General features: G+C 73.5%; 20 protein-coding genes. 3 read left to right on the top strand and 17 right to left on the bottom strand.

Annotation, left to right across the window (positions count from 1 at the left end; translation table 11 throughout):
• Positions 1 to 11: 11 nt before the first annotated feature.
• The 10 genes from ACTWPW_RS34705 to thrC all read right to left on the bottom strand — a co-directional run bounded on the left by ACTWPW_RS34705 (position 12) and on the right by thrC (position 7,787).
• Entirely contained in the window at positions 12 to 410 is a 399-nt protein-coding gene (locus ACTWPW_RS34705; RefSeq protein ID WP_443171106.1) for a VOC family protein, read from the bottom strand.
• A gap of 13 nt (positions 411 to 423) precedes the next feature.
• Complete coding sequence (locus tag ACTWPW_RS34700) at positions 424 to 1,029, bottom strand: SRPBCC family protein (protein ID WP_375112357.1); 606 nt, start codon at positions 1,027 to 1,029, stop codon at positions 424 to 426.
• Complete coding sequence (locus ACTWPW_RS34695) at positions 1,029 to 1,373, bottom strand: ArsR/SmtB family transcription factor (protein WP_364129482.1); 345 nt, start codon at positions 1,371 to 1,373, stop codon at positions 1,029 to 1,031. The genes ACTWPW_RS34700 and ACTWPW_RS34695 overlap by 1 nt, the downstream gene beginning before the upstream one ends.
• A 46-nt stretch (positions 1,374 to 1,419) precedes the next feature.
• A complete protein-coding gene (locus ACTWPW_RS34690; RefSeq protein WP_375112358.1) occupies positions 1,420 to 2,025 on the bottom strand; it encodes an energy-coupling factor transporter transmembrane component T family protein in 606 nt (201 codons plus the stop codon).
• Positions 2,022 to 2,696 (bottom strand): energy-coupling factor ABC transporter ATP-binding protein, encoded by a 675-nt coding sequence (locus tag ACTWPW_RS34685; protein WP_375112359.1) that lies wholly within the window; start codon positions 2,694 to 2,696, stop codon positions 2,022 to 2,024. The genes ACTWPW_RS34690 and ACTWPW_RS34685 overlap by 4 nt, the downstream gene beginning before the upstream one ends.
• A complete protein-coding gene (locus ACTWPW_RS34680; protein WP_375112360.1) occupies positions 2,693 to 3,829 on the bottom strand; it encodes a thiolase family protein in 1,137 nt (378 codons plus the stop codon). The genes ACTWPW_RS34685 and ACTWPW_RS34680 overlap by 4 nt, the downstream gene beginning before the upstream one ends.
• A gap of 1 nt (position 3,830) precedes the next feature.
• Positions 3,831 to 5,198 carry a class I adenylate-forming enzyme family protein gene (locus ACTWPW_RS34675; RefSeq protein ID WP_443171105.1) on the bottom strand — a complete coding sequence of 456 codons (1,368 nt, stop codon included), beginning with the start codon at positions 5,196 to 5,198 and terminating at the stop codon, positions 3,831 to 3,833.
• A gap of 7 nt (positions 5,199 to 5,205) precedes the next feature.
• Positions 5,206 to 5,817, bottom strand: coding sequence for a biotin transporter BioY (locus ACTWPW_RS34670; protein ID WP_375112362.1), 612 nt, complete (start codon positions 5,815 to 5,817; stop codon positions 5,206 to 5,208).
• Positions 5,818 to 5,920: 103 nt separating this feature from the next.
• Positions 5,921 to 6,556, bottom strand: coding sequence for a DNA/RNA non-specific endonuclease (locus ACTWPW_RS34665; RefSeq protein ID WP_375112363.1), 636 nt, complete (start codon positions 6,554 to 6,556; stop codon positions 5,921 to 5,923).
• Positions 6,557 to 6,722: 166 nt separating this feature from the next.
• Complete coding sequence (thrC, locus tag ACTWPW_RS34660; protein WP_443171104.1) at positions 6,723 to 7,787, bottom strand: threonine synthase; 1,065 nt, start codon at positions 7,785 to 7,787, stop codon at positions 6,723 to 6,725.
• 65 nt (positions 7,788 to 7,852) lie between these two features.
• Between thrC and ACTWPW_RS34655 the strand changes: the two genes are divergently transcribed.
• Both ACTWPW_RS34655 and ACTWPW_RS34650 read left to right on the top strand, forming a co-directional pair.
• Positions 7,853 to 8,935, top strand: coding sequence for a MurR/RpiR family transcriptional regulator (locus ACTWPW_RS34655; protein ID WP_443171103.1), 1,083 nt, complete (start codon positions 7,853 to 7,855; stop codon positions 8,933 to 8,935).
• Between the two features lie 60 nt (positions 8,936 to 8,995).
• Complete coding sequence (locus ACTWPW_RS34650; RefSeq protein WP_443171102.1) at positions 8,996 to 9,544, top strand: DUF1707 SHOCT-like domain-containing protein; 549 nt, start codon at positions 8,996 to 8,998, stop codon at positions 9,542 to 9,544.
• 11 nt (positions 9,545 to 9,555) lie between these two features.
• Here ACTWPW_RS34650 and ACTWPW_RS34645 read toward each other — a convergent pair whose 3' ends face one another.
• The 7 genes from ACTWPW_RS34645 to ACTWPW_RS34615 all read right to left on the bottom strand — a co-directional run bounded on the left by ACTWPW_RS34645 (position 9,556) and on the right by ACTWPW_RS34615 (position 14,584).
• The gene (locus ACTWPW_RS34645) at positions 9,556 to 10,083 is read right to left on the bottom strand and encodes a GNAT family N-acetyltransferase (RefSeq protein ID WP_375112367.1); all 528 of its coding nucleotides are present in this window, start codon (positions 10,081 to 10,083) and stop codon (positions 9,556 to 9,558) included.
• A 50-nt stretch (positions 10,084 to 10,133) separates the two neighbouring features.
• Positions 10,134 to 10,700 carry a helix-turn-helix domain-containing protein gene (locus ACTWPW_RS34640; protein WP_375112368.1) on the bottom strand — a complete coding sequence of 189 codons (567 nt, stop codon included), beginning with the start codon at positions 10,698 to 10,700 and terminating at the stop codon, positions 10,134 to 10,136.
• Positions 10,697 to 12,064, bottom strand: a complete 1,368-nt coding sequence (locus tag ACTWPW_RS34635) for a phospholipid carrier-dependent glycosyltransferase (protein WP_443171101.1) — start codon at positions 12,062 to 12,064, stop codon at positions 10,697 to 10,699. Before ACTWPW_RS34635 ends, ACTWPW_RS34640 begins: the two co-directional genes overlap by 4 nt.
• Before the next feature lie 114 nt (positions 12,065 to 12,178).
• Complete coding sequence (locus tag ACTWPW_RS34630; RefSeq protein ID WP_443171100.1) at positions 12,179 to 13,018, bottom strand: hypothetical protein; 840 nt, start codon at positions 13,016 to 13,018, stop codon at positions 12,179 to 12,181.
• Positions 13,018 to 13,575: an RNA polymerase sigma factor gene (locus ACTWPW_RS34625; protein WP_375112371.1), complete on the bottom strand. Its 558-nt coding sequence runs from the start codon at positions 13,573 to 13,575 to the stop codon at positions 13,018 to 13,020. The genes ACTWPW_RS34630 and ACTWPW_RS34625 overlap by 1 nt, the downstream gene beginning before the upstream one ends.
• Positions 13,576 to 13,636: 61 nt before the next feature.
• Positions 13,637 to 13,942, bottom strand: coding sequence for a DUF6204 family protein (locus ACTWPW_RS34620; protein ID WP_375112372.1), 306 nt, complete (start codon positions 13,940 to 13,942; stop codon positions 13,637 to 13,639).
• Positions 13,943 to 13,945: 3 nt separating this feature from the next.
• Positions 13,946 to 14,584 carry a TetR/AcrR family transcriptional regulator gene (locus ACTWPW_RS34615; RefSeq protein WP_443171099.1) on the bottom strand — a complete coding sequence of 213 codons (639 nt, stop codon included), beginning with the start codon at positions 14,582 to 14,584 and terminating at the stop codon, positions 13,946 to 13,948.
• Positions 14,585 to 14,726: 142 nt separating this feature from the next.
• On the opposite strand from ACTWPW_RS34615, the gene ACTWPW_RS34610 reads away from it, so the two are divergent.
• Positions 14,727 to 15,932 (top strand): cytochrome P450, encoded by a 1,206-nt coding sequence (locus ACTWPW_RS34610; protein WP_443171098.1) that lies wholly within the window; start codon positions 14,727 to 14,729, stop codon positions 15,930 to 15,932.
• Positions 15,933 to 15,947 lie beyond the last annotated feature (15 nt).

Genomic DNA, 15,947 nt, shown 5'->3' with positions numbered 1-15,947 from the left:
GCCTGGCCTGTTCACGGCAGGTTGAGCTGCCAGGAGACGCCGAAACGGTCGTTGACCCAGCCGAATTTCGTGCTGAAGCCGTACGAGTCCAGCGGCATCAGCGCGCCTCCGCCCTCGACCAGCGCGTCGTACAGGCGCTTGATCTCCTCCTCGCTGCCGCACCCGACATACAGCGACATCGACGGGGTGAAGGTGAAGCCGTGCTTGATGGCGCTGTCGATGCACATGTACTCCTGGCCCGCCAGCGTGAACGTGGCGTGCTTGACCGTGCCCTGCTCGCCGGGCTCGCCGGGACCGTAGCGCTCGACGGCGACCACCTTGGCGTCGTCGAACAGCGACACGTAGAAGTTCATCGCCTCTTCGGCGTCGCCGTTCTGGAACATGAGGAACGTGGTGATCTTCTGGGACATCTGAGAATTCTCCTTATTCGGGTGCGTAGAAAGCAGTGCACGCGGCGACGGCGGCGGCGACCTCGTCCGGGTCGCCGCCCGCGGCCTGGTGCGCCTCGCCCCAGGCCCGGCAGCTGCCCGTGATGAACCCGCGGCCGTCCTCGGTCTGGTGGAAGGTCTCCTCGTCCACCTTCTCGCCGCCCGTCAGGTGCAGGGCCAGGCCCAGCAGCGCCAGGTCCCAGCCCACTCCGGTCGCGCCGGGGCCGAACTGTCCCCAGAACTCCGCCGGCACCTCGGCCGTGTGGCGCAGCTCGAACGCGGTGCCGCCGTCCTTGGCGGCCAGCTGCACCTCGACCTCGGAGAAGCCGGGGTCTTCGCCGTAGAGCCAGGTGATCTTGAGCACGCTCGGCGGCTCGCAGCGCACGATCTCACCGCGCGCGTTGCCCTCGATCTGGTACGTGCCCCCCAGCCGGAAGTCCCCGGACACCGGCGCGAACCAGCGGCCGAGCCGCTCGGCGTCGGTGCAGGCCTGCCACACGTCCTCGACCTCGGCGTCGTAGTGGCGGCGCAGCACCACGCTCTTGCGTTTGCCGTCGATCAGCTCACGGTGTGCCTGGCTGAGCTGGTCTATGATCTCCATCAGGTGTTCTCTCCTTCGATGCGGCGTTCTCGTTTGCCGCGGGCCAGTTCGGTGCCCAGCGCGTCCAGGCGCTGGTTCCAGAAGCCGCGGAAGCGTTCCAGCCAGAGGTCGACCTCCTGCAGCGGCCCGGGCTCGACGGCGTACAGCCGCCGGGTGCCTTCGGCCCGCACGGTGGCGAACCCGTTGTCGCGCAGCACCCGCAGGTGCTGGGAGACGGCCGGTTGGGAGATCCCGAACTCGCGCCGGATGACGGTCGTGACCTCGCCCGAGCTCAGCTCGCCGCCGGCCAGCAACTCCAGGATCCGGCGCCGTACGGGATCCCCGAGGACGTCGAATGCGTGCACGACCCGAGTATTTCGGGTCGGGCTTATATAAGTCAAGCCTGAAGTATCAGTCGTCCAGGCCGCGCGCGCTCAGCGCCTCCCCCAGCGCGTCGGCGTGCCTGAGCGAGCTGACCACCAGCGGCACGGCGAAGGCCCGCAGGCTGCGCTCGACGCCCCTGGCCTGCTGCGCCTCCCTGACGCGGGTGGCCAGCGCGGCGATCACCGGCACGCTGCGCACGGTCAGCGACAGCAGCAACGACAGCCGGAACGGGTCCAGGCCCACGAACCTGGCCGGTCTCAGGCAGCGCTCCAGCGCCGCCATCATCGCCGAGGTGCGGGTGGTGAGCGTGATCAGCCCGGCCAGCGCCACGGCGACCACTACGCGCAGCGTCGTCGACAGCGCCCCGTCCAGGTCGGCCAGCAGCCACTGCATCCCGAACAGCCCCACCGCGAGCCAGCGCACCGGCTTGACCTGCGCCCAGGCCGCCGCCACGCCCACCCGCGCCAGCGCGTACAGCCCCGCCACCGCCACCGCGGCCAGCGCCAGCGACAGCGGCGAGCGCAGCAGCACCAGGGCCGTGCACCCCACGGCGAGCGCGGCCAGCTTGGCGCCGGCCGGCAGCCGGTGCAGCGGTGAGGAGCCGGGGACGTAGACGCCGGTCAGGCCGCTCACGCCATCAGCTTCCGGTAGTGGCCGATGGCCTCGTCCGGGGTTCCGTCGGCCACCACGCGGCCCTCGTCCAGCACCAGCACCCGGTCGAACCCGGCCAGCAGCGGCAGGTCGTGGGTGACCACGAGCACCTGCTGGGGCATCTCGCGCAGCAGCGCGGCGACCTGGCGGGAGTGGCGCAGGTCCAGCAGCGTGGTCGGCTCGTCCATGACCAGGATGTCCGGCTCCAGCACCATGACCGAGCACAGCGCCAGGAGCTGCTTCTGGCCTCCCGACAGGTGGTGGGCGGGGTGGTCGGTGTGCCCGCCCAGGCCGTACCTGTCCAGGACCTCCCGTACGCGCCGCTCGACCTCCTCGCGCGCCAGGCCCTTGCGGCGCAGCGAGAAGGCGACGTCCTCGGCGACCGTGGGCATCACGATCTGCGCGTCCGGGTCGGTGAACAGGAACCCCACGCCGCGCCGGATCTTGGCGGCGTGGCGTCGGGTGTCCAGGCCGAGCACCGTGACGCTGCCGGAGGTGGGCAGCGCCAGGCCGTTGACCAGGCGGGCCAGCGTGCTCTTGCCCGAGCCGTTGGCGCCGACCACGCCGACGCGGTGCTCGGTGAGGGAGGCGGTGATGCCGCGCAGCACGTCGCGCTCACCGAGGCGTACGTGCACGCCGTCGAACTCGATCAAGCTCCTACCACCTCGAACAGGGCGGCCACACCCAGCCCGCCGCCGACCGCGGCCGCCGCCAGGCCCAGCGTCCCGGGCGGGGCGCCGACGCGTACGAGCCTGCTGAACAGCCTGGTCACCACGACCGCCCCCGAGGCGCCCCACGGATGGCCCAGCGCCAGCGCCCCGCCGTGCGGACACACCCGCTCCGCGTCGGCGCCCAGCGGGTCGAGCCCGAGCGCGTCGGTGACGGCCAGCACCTGCGCCGCGAACGCCTCCACGATCTCCACCGCCGCGACCCGCTCCATCCCCACCCCCGTACGCGCCAGCACCCGGCGTATCGCGGGCACCGGCCCCCATCCGGGCAACTCGGGATCGCACCCGACGACGGCCCCGGCCACCAGCCGCATCCCCGGCAGGCCGGCACGCGCCCGCTCGGGCACGAGGGCCACGGCGGCGGCGCCGTCGCTGACCGGGGAGGAGTTGCCGGCCGTCACTGTACCTTCCGCCACGAACGCCGCGGGCAGCCGGGCCAGCGACGCCGCCCGCAGCGGGCGCGGGCGCTGGTCGTCGTGGCGTTCGCCGACCGGCACGATCTCCTGCGCGAAGTGCCCGGCCTCGCGGGCGGCCAGGGCCCGGGCGTGGCTGCGGCAGGCGTAGGCGTCCTGCCGGTGCCGGCCGACGCCGCACGCCGTCGCCAGCGCCTCGGCCGCCGGGCCCATGTCCGGGTCGGGGTGGCCGTCGGGGGTGAAGGGCGCCCGCTCGTACGGCCGGTCCTGGCCCCGGAACGTACGCAGCGGCGCGGTCGAGGCGCTCTCGGCCCCTCCGGCGATCACCAGGTCCATCTCCCCGGCGCGGATCGCCTGCCCGGCCACCAGGATCGCGGCCAGCCCGCTGCCGCACTGCCGGTCCACCGTGACCCCGGGCACCTCGTGCCCCAGCCCGGCGGCCAGCGCCGAGACCCGGGCCACGTTGCCGCCCGGCCCCATGCAGTTGCCCAGCACCACGTCGTCGACCCGCCGCCCGGCCACGTCGGCGGCGACCGCGGCGATCACGGGGGCGGCCAGCCGGTCGACGGTCAGCTCCTTGTACGCGTGCCCGGCCGTGCCGATGGCCGTGCGCCGGGCCGCCACCACCACAGGTGTGTCGCCCATCTCAGACCAGCCGCCGCAGCGCGCCGCCGGCCGGCCGGCCCGCCAGCCGGTCCGCCAGCAGGGCCGTCAGCAGGGCCCGCGCGGGCTTGCCCGCCGGGGTGCGCGGCAGGCTCGGCACCACGTACCAGCGGCGTGGCCGCTGCGCCGCGTCCAGCATGTCCCTGGCCGTCGCCTCCAGCAACGCGCGCGGCGGCGGGGCGCCGTCGGCCTCGATGATCGCCGTCACCACGGCGCCCAGGACCGGGTGCGGCGTTCCGACCACCACGACGTCGCCCACGCCGGGCACCTTCCTGAGCACCTCCTCGACGTCCTCCGGCACGACGGTGGCGCCGCCGGTCTGGATCGCGCCGTTACCGCGCCCGCGCAGCCGCAGCACCTCGCCCGCCCGGTACGGTTGCGCCAGGTCGCCCACGCTCATCCAGCCGCCGGAGTCGCGGCGCAACGGCCCGGCCGCCCCGCCCAGGTAGCCCTCGGCCACCCACGGCGAGCGCGCCCACACCTCGCCCAGCGAGGCGCCGGGTTCGGCGCGGACCTCGATCTCCACGCCGGGAAAGGGCCGCAGCCCGCCCCCGTCGGCGTCCACGGCCACGAACGACAGCTCCGTCGCCCCGTAGTACGACACGACGCGCACCCCGGCCCGCGCCGCCGCCTCTCGCACGTCCGGGTCGAGGGCCGCGCCGCCGACCACGGCCGTGCGCAGCTTCCCCGGGTGTTCCAGCACGTCGGGCAGCTGGTGCGGCACCAGGTGCGCGACGGTGGCCCCGGACAGGCCGGCCGGGCGGCGGCCGGGGACGACCGCCGTCGCGCCGGTGGCCAGGGCGTGCAGGGCGGCGAAGGAGTAGAGGGAGGAGACCAGCGGGCCGGGCACCAGCACCACGTCGCCGGGACCGATGCCGGTCAGGTCGTTCAGCGGCGCGTACGAGTCCGTCCATGAGGCGCGGGTGCGGACGACGGCACGCGGCCGGCCGGTGCTGCCGGAGCTGAAGCACGCCCAGGCCAGATCCGCCGGCCGGGGGTCGTACGGCACCGGAGGGCCCGCGACGCGGGGCAGGGGCGCGTCGATCCGGGTGGCCGGCCGCAACGATCCGGTGACCAGGGCCCACCGCTCCGCGTCCCAGGTGGGCTCGCCCACCAGCGGCGTCGCCCCGGCCAGGTCGGCCGCGAGCGCCGCGGTGAGCAGCTCGGCCGGGTCGGCCACCCCGATCGCGACCAGCGCGCCGGGGCCGATCCCCTGGCGCAGCAGGTGCCGGGCGGCACCCTGGATGCCGGCGGCCAGCTCCGCGTACGTCAGCTCGCCGCCGGGACCGCGAACCGCGGGCCGGGACGGGCGCTCGGCGGCGTGGCGCATCACGTGTTCGGCTACGGGCATCGAAGGATCAGTGTCCCCCGCCGGCCCGCAGCCGTTCCCGGTGCACGGCGGGCACCGCGTCCGGGTAGGCCCGCTGCGTACCCCTGACCACGAACGACGCCAGCACCACCTTGATCAGGTCGCCCACCAGGAAGGTGACGGCGGCGGCCGCGGCCGTCGTGGCCAGCGGCACGCCGGTGACCAGCGCCTGCACGGGGATGCCGAGCAGGTAGACCACGCCGATGCCGCCCACCAGGCACGCCACCATCAGTTGCAGCAGGTTCGGGCGGCGGCCCGCGCGCTCGACCAGCCAGCCGGTCACCGCCGCGCCGGGGATCCAGCCGAGCACGTATCCGGCCGACGGCCCGGCGAACACCGCCAGCCCGCCCCGCCCCGACGCCAGCAGCGGCAGGCCCGCGGCCACCAGCACGACCAGCACCACCACCGCCAGCGCGCCCCGCCACGTGCCCAGGATCGCCCCGGCCAGCATCACGCCCAGCGTCTGCAGCGTGATCGGCACCGTGTTGCCGAAGAGGGGCAGCGCCGGGACCTGGCCGAGCACCGCGATCAGCGCCGCGAACACGGCCACCCTCGCCACGTCACCCGTCGGGAACCGCCACCGCTTTCCTTCACCGTTCATGGGAGCCTTCATGAGGTCGATCCCACACCAGAACGGTCACAGTCAGGCATGGAGGGTTCCCACAACATTCCCTGCGATCGTCTGCGACCGATCGATACCGCTTCTACAGACGGTCGGTGCCGCAGCGTGCCGCCTGGAACGCCTTGGTGATCCGGTTCCGCCAGGATTCGAGCTCTCCGGCGGGCAGGGTGCGGTTCGGCAGGGTGAGCGCGACCTGCCGGGACACACCCGAGATCTTCGGCGACAGGGTGACGTGGATCCGGTCGGGCACGAGCGTCGTGCGGTCGGGATAGTGCAGGCGCACCCGGTAGGCCGACACGGTGCCCGCCCCCTCCAGGCAGGCGCGGGCACCGTTCTCGACGCGCGCCATCAGGCCCTGGTTGATCTGCCTGCCCCGCATGGGGACCAGGTTGTAGCGCATGCTGACGCCGTGGAAGGAGGCGGCGATGAGGTGGCCGCCCTGCCAGTCGCCCCGGCCGCCCCAGTCGCCCACCGTGGCCTCGCACTCGCCGCGCGCGGCGGCCCTGGCCACGAGGTTCTCGGCCAGGGCCTCGGCGGGGCGGCCCGCGCCGTCGGTGGTGAAGCTGTGGTGGTTGGCGTGGTAGGTGCGGCCCGGCTGGAGGTGGCGCTCGCAGGGGACGGTGTCGGGTTCGTACGCGGGCGCGGCCGCCCCGGCGGTGAGCAGGAGGGCGGCGGCGCACGCGCGTCGCAGGGCAGGGGGCAGTCTGGTCGCGGGCACGGAGGTGTTCCTCTCGCGAAGGGGGAATCGCCGGTTCAGGCGCCACTGGCCGATACGGCAAATCGCCCTATCGGCCGCCTCGTCGGCTTTGTCGCGAAATTCGTGCCCGTGAGGTGAATCACATAACGTTGCTTATTCGTTACTTTTAGTAGTTGTCGCAGGTAGGTCAGGCGGTCAAGCGCAGAGCGCGGGCCACGTCGGAGGTGGCCGCGGAGGTCTCGGTGGCGGTGTAGCCGTCGCGCATGGAGGCGTCGAGATCCTTCAGGCCGTTGCCGCTGAGCGTGATCACGATGCGCAGGCCCGGCTCCAGCTCGCCCCTGGCGTGCAGATCGAGCAGCCCGGCCACCCCGGCCGCCGAGGCGGGCTCGGCGAAGACGCCGTCACGGCGGGCCAGCAGCCGGTACGCCGCGAAGATCTGCTCGTCGGTCACCGCGGCGATCAGCCCGCCGGACTCGTCGCGGGCGGCGATCGCGCCGTCCCAGGTGGCGGGGTGGCCGACGCTGATGGCGGTGGCCGCCGTACGGGGGTGGGCGACGGGCTCGCCATGGACGAACGGGGCCGCGCCGGCCGCCTGGAAGCCCCACATGCGCGGCAGCGCGCCGGACCGGCCGGCCTCGCGGTAGGTGAGGTAGCCGCCCCAGGTGGCGGTGATGTTGCCGCCGTTGCCCACGGGCAGGCAGTGCACGTCGGGCGCCTGGCCGAGGGCGTCCACGATCTCGTAGGCCACCGTACGCTGCCCGGCCAGGCGCAGCTCGTTGCCCACGGAGTTGACCAGGGCGATCGGGTGGTGGGCGGCCAGCTCGCGGGCCACGCGCAGGCAGTCGTCGAAGGTGCCGTCGATCTCGACGATCTCGGCGCCGTACCGTACGGCCTGGCTCAGCTTGCCCAGCGCCACGCGGCCCCTGGGCACCAGGACGGCGGCCGTCAGCCCGGCGCGGGCGGCGTAGGCGGCGGCCGAGGCGCTGGTGTTGCCGGTGGAGGCGCAGATGACCGCCTCGGCGCCGGCCTCGGCCGCCCGGCTGAGCGCCACCGTCATGCCGCGGTCCTTGAACGAGCCCGTCGGATTGGCGCCCTCGACCTTCAGCCAGACCTGGCAGCCGGTGAGGCCGGACAGGTGCTCCGAGCGCAGGAGCGGGGTGTTGCCCTCGTTGAGTGAGATGGAGGGGGTGTCGGGGGTGACCGGCAGCCAGCGCCGGTAGTCGCTGTCGATCAGTCCGTGCCACGTCTTCATGCCAGGCACCGTAACACTTGTTTCTCGTATATCGGGAAAATGGGGGTGGTGTAACATTTGTCATTGTGGAGAACGATCCGATCGCCGCCCGCCTCGGCGCCGCCTATCCCGACCTGCCGCCCGGGGAACGGGCGGTGGTGCGGGTCCTGCTCGACGACTATCCGTTCGCCGCGCTGGGCTCCCTGCGGTCCCTGGCCGAGCGGGCCGGGGTGAGCCCGCCGACGGCCTCACGACTGTTCGACCGGCTGGGATACGGCGGCTTCGCCGCCTTCCAGACCGCCGTACGCGACGGCGCCCGCGACCGCTCCCGCCTCCTGGAGTTCGTCACCCGCTCCACCCCAGCGCCCGCCACGACCCCACCCGGGAACGTGCCCGGCGCGGAGGTCTCCACCGCCCCCACGTCCGACGGTCCTCTTGACGAGAGGGACTCTCCGGGCGGAAGGGACACCGGTCTGGGCGAGTCCGCCGGGAACGGCTCCGCCTCCGATGGCGACGCCGCTCGGGACGGCTCCGCCTCCGGAGGCGGACCGTCGGGCGGTGCCCTTGGGGATGGGACGCCCGCTCATCCGGTCGCCGGCTCGGGCGCAACCGGTGCAAGTGTCGTGTCCGTGTTGTGGCAGGCGGCGGAGGAGCTGCGTGCGGGGCTGGACGGGACGCTTGCCGCCATCCCCGAGTCGCTCTGTCACAAGGTCGCCGAGCTGCTCGCCGGGGCCAGGGCCGTGTGGGCGCTGGGCGGGCCCCTGAGCGAGCTGGCCGCCGAATACCTGATCCGCCAGCTCGCCAGCCTGCGCCCCGCCGCGCATCGGGTGCCCGGCTCCGCGCCCGCCCGCGCCCGTACCGTGCTCGACCTGGGCGCCTCCGACGTCGTCGTGGCCTACGACTTCCGCCGCTACTCCTCCGACACGGCCCGCTTCGTGCACGCCGCCCGCGCCCGCGGGGCGCGGCTGGTGCTCGTCACCGACGCCTGGGGGTCGCCGCTGGCGGCCGAGGCGGAGGTGCTGATCAGGTTGCCGCGCGAGGCCGCCGGACCGATCGCGCCGCTCGCGAACGAGATCGCCGTCACCGAACTGCTGCTCGTCGCCACGGCCGCGCGCCTGGACCCGGTGCGCCGCCTGGCCGACCTCGACGCCCTCACCCAGACCCTCTGAACGGCAGCCTGTTGTCCAGCGGACAACAGGCATCCGGGCTGGAGCCCGCCGGACCGGCAGGTGCGTGCCTCCGACGAGGACCGTGAGCGGGCGGTCGAACGGCTGCGGGCGGCCGCCGCCGAGGGGCGGATCGAGCTGGCCGAGCCGGACCAGCGGCTCACCGAGATCTACCAGGCCAGCACCCGCGCCGAACTGGAGGTCGCCGACCGCGGCCTGCCCGAGCCCAGCCGTACCGACACGCTGGTGGCGAAGGAGGAGCCCGGCTCCCGCTTCGCCATGAGCGTGTTCGGCTGGTTCACGCGCAAGGGCGAGTGGGTCGCCCCGCGCGCGTTCACGTCGTTGTCGATGTTCGGCGGTGGCGAGATCGACCTGCGGGACGCGCGATTCGCCGGCCACGAGATCAAGGTCCGCGGCTTCGCCCTCTGGGGGTACGCGGAGGTCACCGTTCCCGACGACGTCGAGGTGGAGGTCAAGGGGGTCGGCTTGTTCGGCGGGTTCGACAGGAGCGCCGTGCGCCGGAGGCGGGGGGCGCCGCGGGTCGTCATCAGCGGCCTGGCCCTGTTCGGGGGTGTCGGTACGAGGGCCAGGGCGACGCGGAAGGCGCCCTGATCGGGCCGGGGTCAGACCGAGCCGGTGAGGCGTTTGTAGAAGAAGCTGCAGTCGCTCAGCGTGCCGTCCGGGGAGGCGGCGTAGTCGGGGACGATGCCGTAGCGGGTCCAGCCGCCGGTGAGGTAGACGTGCTCGGCCGTGCTGCCGGTCTCGGTGTCCAGGAGCAGCAGGTCGGCCCCGGCGTCGAGCGCGGCCTGCTCGGCGGTGGCCAGCAGGGCGCGCGACAGGCCGCGGCCGCGGGCGTCGCGGTGGACCATGAGCTTGACGATCTCGGCCCGGTGCCGGGCGTTGGGCTTGCTCGCCAGGGCCAGGCTGACGGTGCCGGTCATCGCGCCGTCCTCCCGGCAGGCCCACACCAGGAGGCTCCCGGCGGCCACCGCCGGGGCCTGCCCGCGCCACCACGCGGCGGCGTCCTCGTGGTCGAACGGGCTCACGAAACCCACCGAGGCGCCGTCGTCCACGGCGTCGACCAGCAGGTCGGCCAGTTCCTTGACGCAGCGCTCGAACTCCCCGGCCGGCAACCGGGCGATGGTGTGCATGGGAGTGAATCTCCTTTGCTCGGATTCGCTAGAAGGTGGGGTGGGCGGCGTCAGGGGAGGACGACGAGGATCGCGTAGCGGACCGGGTCGGGGCCGGGGCAGCGGAAGCGGGAGGCGCCCCACAGCCGGAAGCGCAGGCAGTCGCCCGCCTCCAGCGCGTGCGTACGGCCGTTCGCGGTGATCTCCACCGCCCCCTCCAGGACCCAGATGTGCTGCTCCAGCCCCGGCACGGGCGGCGCGTCGTAGCTGATGTCGGCCCGCGGCAGGAGCCTGGCCTCGACGACCTCGCCGCGCAGCCCGGGATGGGGCGGCGAGACCGAGCGGCGCACGAACCCCGACTCCAGGTCCCGCCACACCGGCTGCGCCGCGAGGGCCACGACCTGCGGCGGCTCGGACTCCACCTCGGCCAGCAGCCGGGACATCGTCCGCTCGTAGACCGCGCTCAGCTTGCCGAGCAGGGCCGCGGTCGGGCTGATCTCGCCGCGCTCCAGCCGCGACAGCGTCGAGCGGCTGACGCCGGACCGGGTCGCCAGCTCGTCCAGCGACCAGCCCCGCTCGACCCGCAGCTCGGCCAGGCGGTCGGCCAGCCGGGTCTCAACGTCCTCAGGGTGTCTCACATTCGGGAGTTTATCCCATATCCGGGAAATGCCAGAGCGGCGGCCAGGCAGGCGAGCGGGATCACGGGCAGGACGTAGCGGTGGTCGAAGTCCAGGACGGCGACCGGGCCGACGAGCAGTCCCATCGCGATCGCCCACGGCAGCAGCGCCCGCCGGGGCCGCAGGACCGCGCCTGCCGCGCCGAGCAGCAGGATCGCGCCCAGCAGCGGGCCGCGCAGGTAGGCGGCGTACTGGTAGGCGATGAGGAAGTCCGCGTACGGGGCGGCCGACGACAGGCCGCGGATGTCCGGGTCGTACTCGCGCTGGACCTTGCCGACCAGCGGCTGGTCGGGCAGCGCCCACTGACCGTGCCGGAAGCCGAAGGCCGGGGTGGTGCGCGCGGGGTGGGCGATCGGGGTCCAGGAGAAGGCGATGGAGGTGTCGCGTACGACGTCGCCCAGGTAGTCCAGCGGCTGGGCGAGGATCGCGTCGATGGCGAACGCGCGGGCGCGGTCGTTGTGCGAGAACCGGTCGCCGGGCAGCCGGTTGAGCGGCGACCGCGCCGCCCACACGTATTCGGAGGCCGCGTCCAGCACGGTCCCGTTCGGGCAGAGCGCGGCCCGGTCCGGTGGCGGCTGGATGCGGTCGCAGTCGGCGAAGGTCATCGTGCGGGCCCACAGGGCGACCCCGTCGGCGCCGCTGAGCGCGAACCGGCCGTGGTGCTGGGCGTACCAGGCGGCGTAGGCGGCCAGGGGCAGCGTACCGGTCAGGACCAGCGCCACCAGGGGCCGCCATCCCGCGCGCCGGACGGCCAGCACCAGGACGACGAGCACGAGCAGGGGCAGCGCGATCGTCCGGGTCAGCGCGGCCCCGGCGAACAGCAGGCCCGCCCAGGCGGCCGCGCGGGCGGACAGTTCCGGCGACCACATCAGCACGCTCACCCCGGCCACGACCAGGAAGACGAACTGCGTGTCGGACAGCACGGCGTGCTCCAGCCGCAGGAAGGAGGCGTCGAAGAGCACCGGCACGCTCGCCGCCACCGCCGCCCAGCCGGGCACCGACCTGCGGCGCAGCACCGCGTAGAGCAGCACTCCGACGCCCAGGCCCAGGACGTGCTGGACGGCCACGACCAGCTCCACGCTGTGGAAGGGCAGCAGCGCGCGCAGCAGCAGCGGGTAGCCGATCGGGTGGAAGGTCGCCGACGGGGCCGGGTGGACGGCGGTGTCGAGGTAGGTGAAGGAGTCGTACCAGTAGAGCGTGGCCGGCCGGTAGCCGAGCATCGTGACCACCCGCAGGACGGCGGCCAGCGCGAGCAGCACGGCGAAGACGCGGTGGCCGGCGGAGCGGCGCCGCGCGGGCAGGGCCGTGCGGGTGTCTGTGAGCACGCGGAATCCGATCGTCGGCGGGAGGGCGGGAGATCCGCGCATGCGGAGGAGAAGGCATGGCGGTGACAGGGAACGGCCGTGGGCGGTCTCAGCCGCCCACGGCCGGGGCGAAGGTCAGCAGCCGGGCTGCGGCGGGTGGTGCGAGATGCGGCGTTCGGGGCCGACCAGCAGGAGGGCCTGGCCGTCGGCGGCCATCACGCCGTCGTGGACGAACCAGTCGCCGGGGGCCGAGGGCCTGGAGCCCTGTCCCGGTGAGATGAAGCTCGGCGTCACGCCGCGGTCGAGCAGGATCGTACGGATCTCGGCGACGGTCCTGTTGATGTACGCCACGCAGTGCAGCGGCTCGCCGTACATGGCGATGCCCGGGGGCATCTTGTACCGTTCGCCGGGCCTGGCCCTCCTGCCCAGGGTGACCTCGGCCTTCTTGTCGAAGTCGACCGGGACCTTCAGGCCGACCGGGCAGCCGGTCAGCCGCCGGCAGTGGCCGGGGCCGTCGATGGTGGCGATCGGGCCCTCGGCGGGCACCGGCTCGCCGGACCTGAGCAGGTCGAGGTCGTTGATCACGAACATCTGGCCGGTCAGGCTCGCCGAGGTCGGCACGAGCCTGAGCGCGATGTCCAGGCCACGGGCTCTGAGCTCGGCCTCGTACACCTCGGGGTCGGCCATGAGGTCGTTGACCGTGATGACGTAGTGGCCGTCCACGAGCTCGATGTCCAGCGCGGCGGAGGCGGGGGCCTGGGCGACGCCGAAGGACAGGGCGGCGGTCAGCACGGCGAGGACCGGCACGGCGACCCACCGCCGCACTCCCCGCCGCATGGCCGGCCACCGGCGGCGCGGCCCGGGCTCCGAGGGCGGGAGTGAGGTGATCTCCTCCAGCAGTTCCCCGGCCAGCGGCGTGCGGCCCGGACCGGGGTCGGGCGCGATGCCGGCCACCAGGCGGTCGATGTCGTGCATCACATCGCCCCCTTCGTCAGCGCCATGGCGCGGAAACCGATGCGGGCCACGTCGAGCCCGGCCGCCTGCAGCTGCCTGGCCAGGCGTTTGCGGGCCCGGTGCAGCCGTAACCGGGCGGCGCCGCGCGAGCAGCCCAGGACCGTGGCGATCTCGTCGGAGCCGAGCCCCTCCCACCCGGCCAGCGCGAGGACCTCGCGGTCGTCGGGGCTGAGGCGGGCGAACGCCTCGCGTACGCCGTCGAAACCGGCACCGGGCTCCTCGGACGCTTCGGCCCACCCGGCGAGCTGCCTGCCCAGCCGCTCCACCAGCTCGCTGCGGCGCGACTCGGCCCGGCGGCCGTTGGCCAGCACGCGGCGGGCCACGCCGTACAGCCACAGGCGAGCCGCGTGGCCCGGCGGCACGTCGTCGAGGCGGCGCCAGGCGGTGGTGAAGGTCTCGGCGAGGGCGTCGGCGGCGTCGTCGGGCGAGCCGGCCCGCCGCCGGATGTAGGCAAGGATGTCCGGATAGTAGGCGGTGTAGATCTCCTCGAAACGCTGTTTGCGATCATGGAGGGCCACGCTGCCTTCTTTCATCCGGAGGGTCCGACATTCCGTACCTGTCCGAACCCGCCGGATAGTTTCACCCCGATCCCGAAGATTTTTTCCGCGGGCGGATCCTGATCTCGCGCATGTCCGTCACCGCGACGCGCAGGATCTCGTACGGCAGACCGTACGCCTCCAGCGCCGCCATCGCCCCCAGAGCCGCCTCGTCCTCCCCGTCGTCCGGCCCGGCCGGCACCTGGCAGCGGAACGTGAACGCCGTCACGCTCCCGTCGTGCGTGAACGTGCCCGGCTCGGTGAAGGCCGCGCCCTCCACCGCCCGCACGGCGGCCCGGCCGGCGTCGTCGAGCCCCTTGAACTTGCCGCTGATCGTCACCCTGAACACGACTCACTCCGCTCGTACGGCATAACCCAGCACCCGCTCGCCGAGCACGCTCTCGGCGGCGTCCAGCAACTCCAGCACGGCCCCGGCGATCGCGTCGGGCCGCTCCCCCGCCGTGGTCAACCGGCCGATCTCGGCCAGCACGAGCGCGTGCAGGCAGCCGATGTGCCAGGCCACCACGCGCGGAAGCGGGTCGTCCCGCCCGGCGCCGCACTCCTCGGCCAGCACGGCCGCCAGCGCGTCGGTCATCTGGCGACCGAGGTCCTCCAGACGGGCGGTAAGCGTGGGCGCGGCCCGCATCATCTCCAGCACCCGCCCGAAGCCCTCGCTCAGGCCCACCTGGCGCTCGCGCCCGCGCACCTCCTGGCGCAACCGCGCGAGCACCGCCCCCGCGGCCGACTCGCCCGTGGCGCGCTCGCGCACGATGTCGGCCAGCCGCTGCGCGGACGCCTCCTCGGGCGGCAGCACCAGGTCCTCCTTGGTCGGGAAGTAGTTGTAGACGGTGTTCACCGACACCTCGGCGGCGGCGGCGACCTCGGCGATCGTGACGTTGTCGAAGCCGCGCTGCACGAACAGGCCGAGGGCCACCCCGGAGATGTGCTGCCGCGTCTGCCGCTTCTTGCGCTCGCGCAGTCCTTCGGTCATGAAGTGGAGACTACTACAAATTTTAAGTTGACTACACTTTTGGAGTGGACTGAAGACTTCGGTGGTCTTTCGCCGGAAGCGCGCTCATGAGTGAATGGCAGGTGCCCGGACCACGGACCTCCCTCCCAGGAGCTGACGCGACATGACCGAGGCAATTCCCGTCCCGCATGGCCTGCCCATCGACCGCGACCGCCGGTGCCCGTTCGACCCGCCGCCCGAGCTGGCCTGGCTCCGCGCGGAGCGCCCGATCAGCCGGATGATCTATCCCGACGGGCACGAGGGCTGGCTGGTCACCGGCTACCACGCGGCCCGCGCCCTGCTGGCCGACCCCCGGCTCAGCTCACGTTCGGAGAACCGGCGCACCGCCGTCCTCACCGACCCCGTCAAGACGGGCCTCGCCGGCGCCGGACCCGGCATGATCAGCCGGATGGACCCGCCCGAGCACACGCGGCTGCGGCGGCTGCTCATCGGCGAGTTCACGGTGCACCGGATGAAGCAGCTCGAACCCCGCATCGAAGAGCTGGCCGAACAGCACATCGACGAGATGCGCCGCCAGGGCCCGCCGGCCGACCTGGTCCAGGCGTACGCGCTGCCGATCCCGTCCCTGGTGATCTGCGAGCTGCTCGGCGTGCCGTACGAGGACCGCAAGACCTTCCGGCACGACAGCCGGCGCCTGCTCAACCTGGACACCGCGCCCGACGAGGTGGCCGCCGCCGGAGCCTCGCTCATCCGCTACATGTCCGAGCTCGTACGCGACAAGCGCGCCCGGCCGGGGAACGACCTGCTGAGCGACCTGGCCCACGGCGGCGAGCTGAACGACGAGGAGATGACCGGTCTCGGCATGACGCTGCTGGTCGCGGGCCACGAGACGACCGCGAACATGCTCTCCCTGGGCACCCTCGCCCTCCTGGAGCACCCCGACCAGCTCCGGCGCCTGCGCCAGGATCCCGGCCTGATCGACGGCGCGGTCGAGGAGCTGATGCGCTACCTGAGCGTCGTGCACGCCAGCATCTCGCGCGGCGCGCTGGCCGACATCGAGATCGACGGCCACGTGATCAAGGAGGGCGAGGTGGTGACGCTCTCCCTTCCCGCGGCCAACCGCGACCACGGGCGTTTCCCGAACCCCGACGAGCTGGACGTCTCCCGCCCCGCCATCGGCCACCTGGCCTTCGGCCACGGCGTGCACCAGTGCCTGGGGCAGCAGCTCGCGCGGGTGGAGATGAGGGTGGGCTTCACCGCCCTGCTCAGGGCCTTTCCCGAGCTCCGGCTCGCGGTCCCGGCCGAGGAGATCGCCTTCCGCGAGCACGCGTTCGTCTACGGGGTGCACCGGCTGCCGGTCACCTGGTGACCGGCCGACGCGAGG

The organism is Nonomuraea sp. KM90, from assembly GCF_052246675.1.
GTDB lineage: Bacteria > Actinomycetota > Actinomycetes > Streptosporangiales > Streptosporangiaceae > Nonomuraea.
This window is presented reverse-complemented; position numbering and strand designations above follow the sequence as displayed.

Bases quoted from the DNA above. Each gene is read 5' to 3' on its own strand.
- ACTWPW_RS34645 (WP_375112367.1), bottom strand. From the start codon at position 10,083: ATGCACACCATCGCCCGGTTGCCGGCCGGGGAGTTCGAGCGCTGCGTC.
- ACTWPW_RS34680 (WP_375112360.1), bottom strand. From the start codon at position 3,829: ATGGGCGACACACCTGTGGTGGTGGCGGCCCGGCGCACGGCCATCGGC.
- ACTWPW_RS34700 (WP_375112357.1), bottom strand. From the start codon at position 1,029: ATGGAGATCATAGACCAGCTCAGCCAGGCACACCGTGAGCTGATCGAC.
- ACTWPW_RS34705 (WP_443171106.1), bottom strand. From the start codon at position 410: ATGTCCCAGAAGATCACCACGTTCCTCATGTTCCAGAACGGCGACGCC.
- ACTWPW_RS34670 (WP_375112362.1), bottom strand. From the start codon at position 5,817: ATGAACGGTGAAGGAAAGCGGTGGCGGTTCCCGACGGGTGACGTGGCG.
- thrC (WP_443171104.1), bottom strand. From the start codon at position 7,787: ATGAAGACGTGGCACGGACTGATCGACAGCGACTACCGGCGCTGGCTG.
- ACTWPW_RS34630 (WP_443171100.1), bottom strand. From the start codon at position 13,018: ATGCACGACATCGACCGCCTGGTGGCCGGCATCGCGCCCGACCCCGGT.
- ACTWPW_RS34610 (WP_443171098.1), top strand. From the start codon at position 14,727: ATGACCGAGGCAATTCCCGTCCCGCATGGCCTGCCCATCGACCGCGAC.
- ACTWPW_RS34675 (WP_443171105.1), bottom strand. From the start codon at position 5,198: ATGCCCGTAGCCGAACACGTGATGCGCCACGCCGCCGAGCGCCCGTCC.
- ACTWPW_RS34615 (WP_443171099.1), bottom strand. From the start codon at position 14,584: ATGACCGAAGGACTGCGCGAGCGCAAGAAGCGGCAGACGCGGCAGCAC.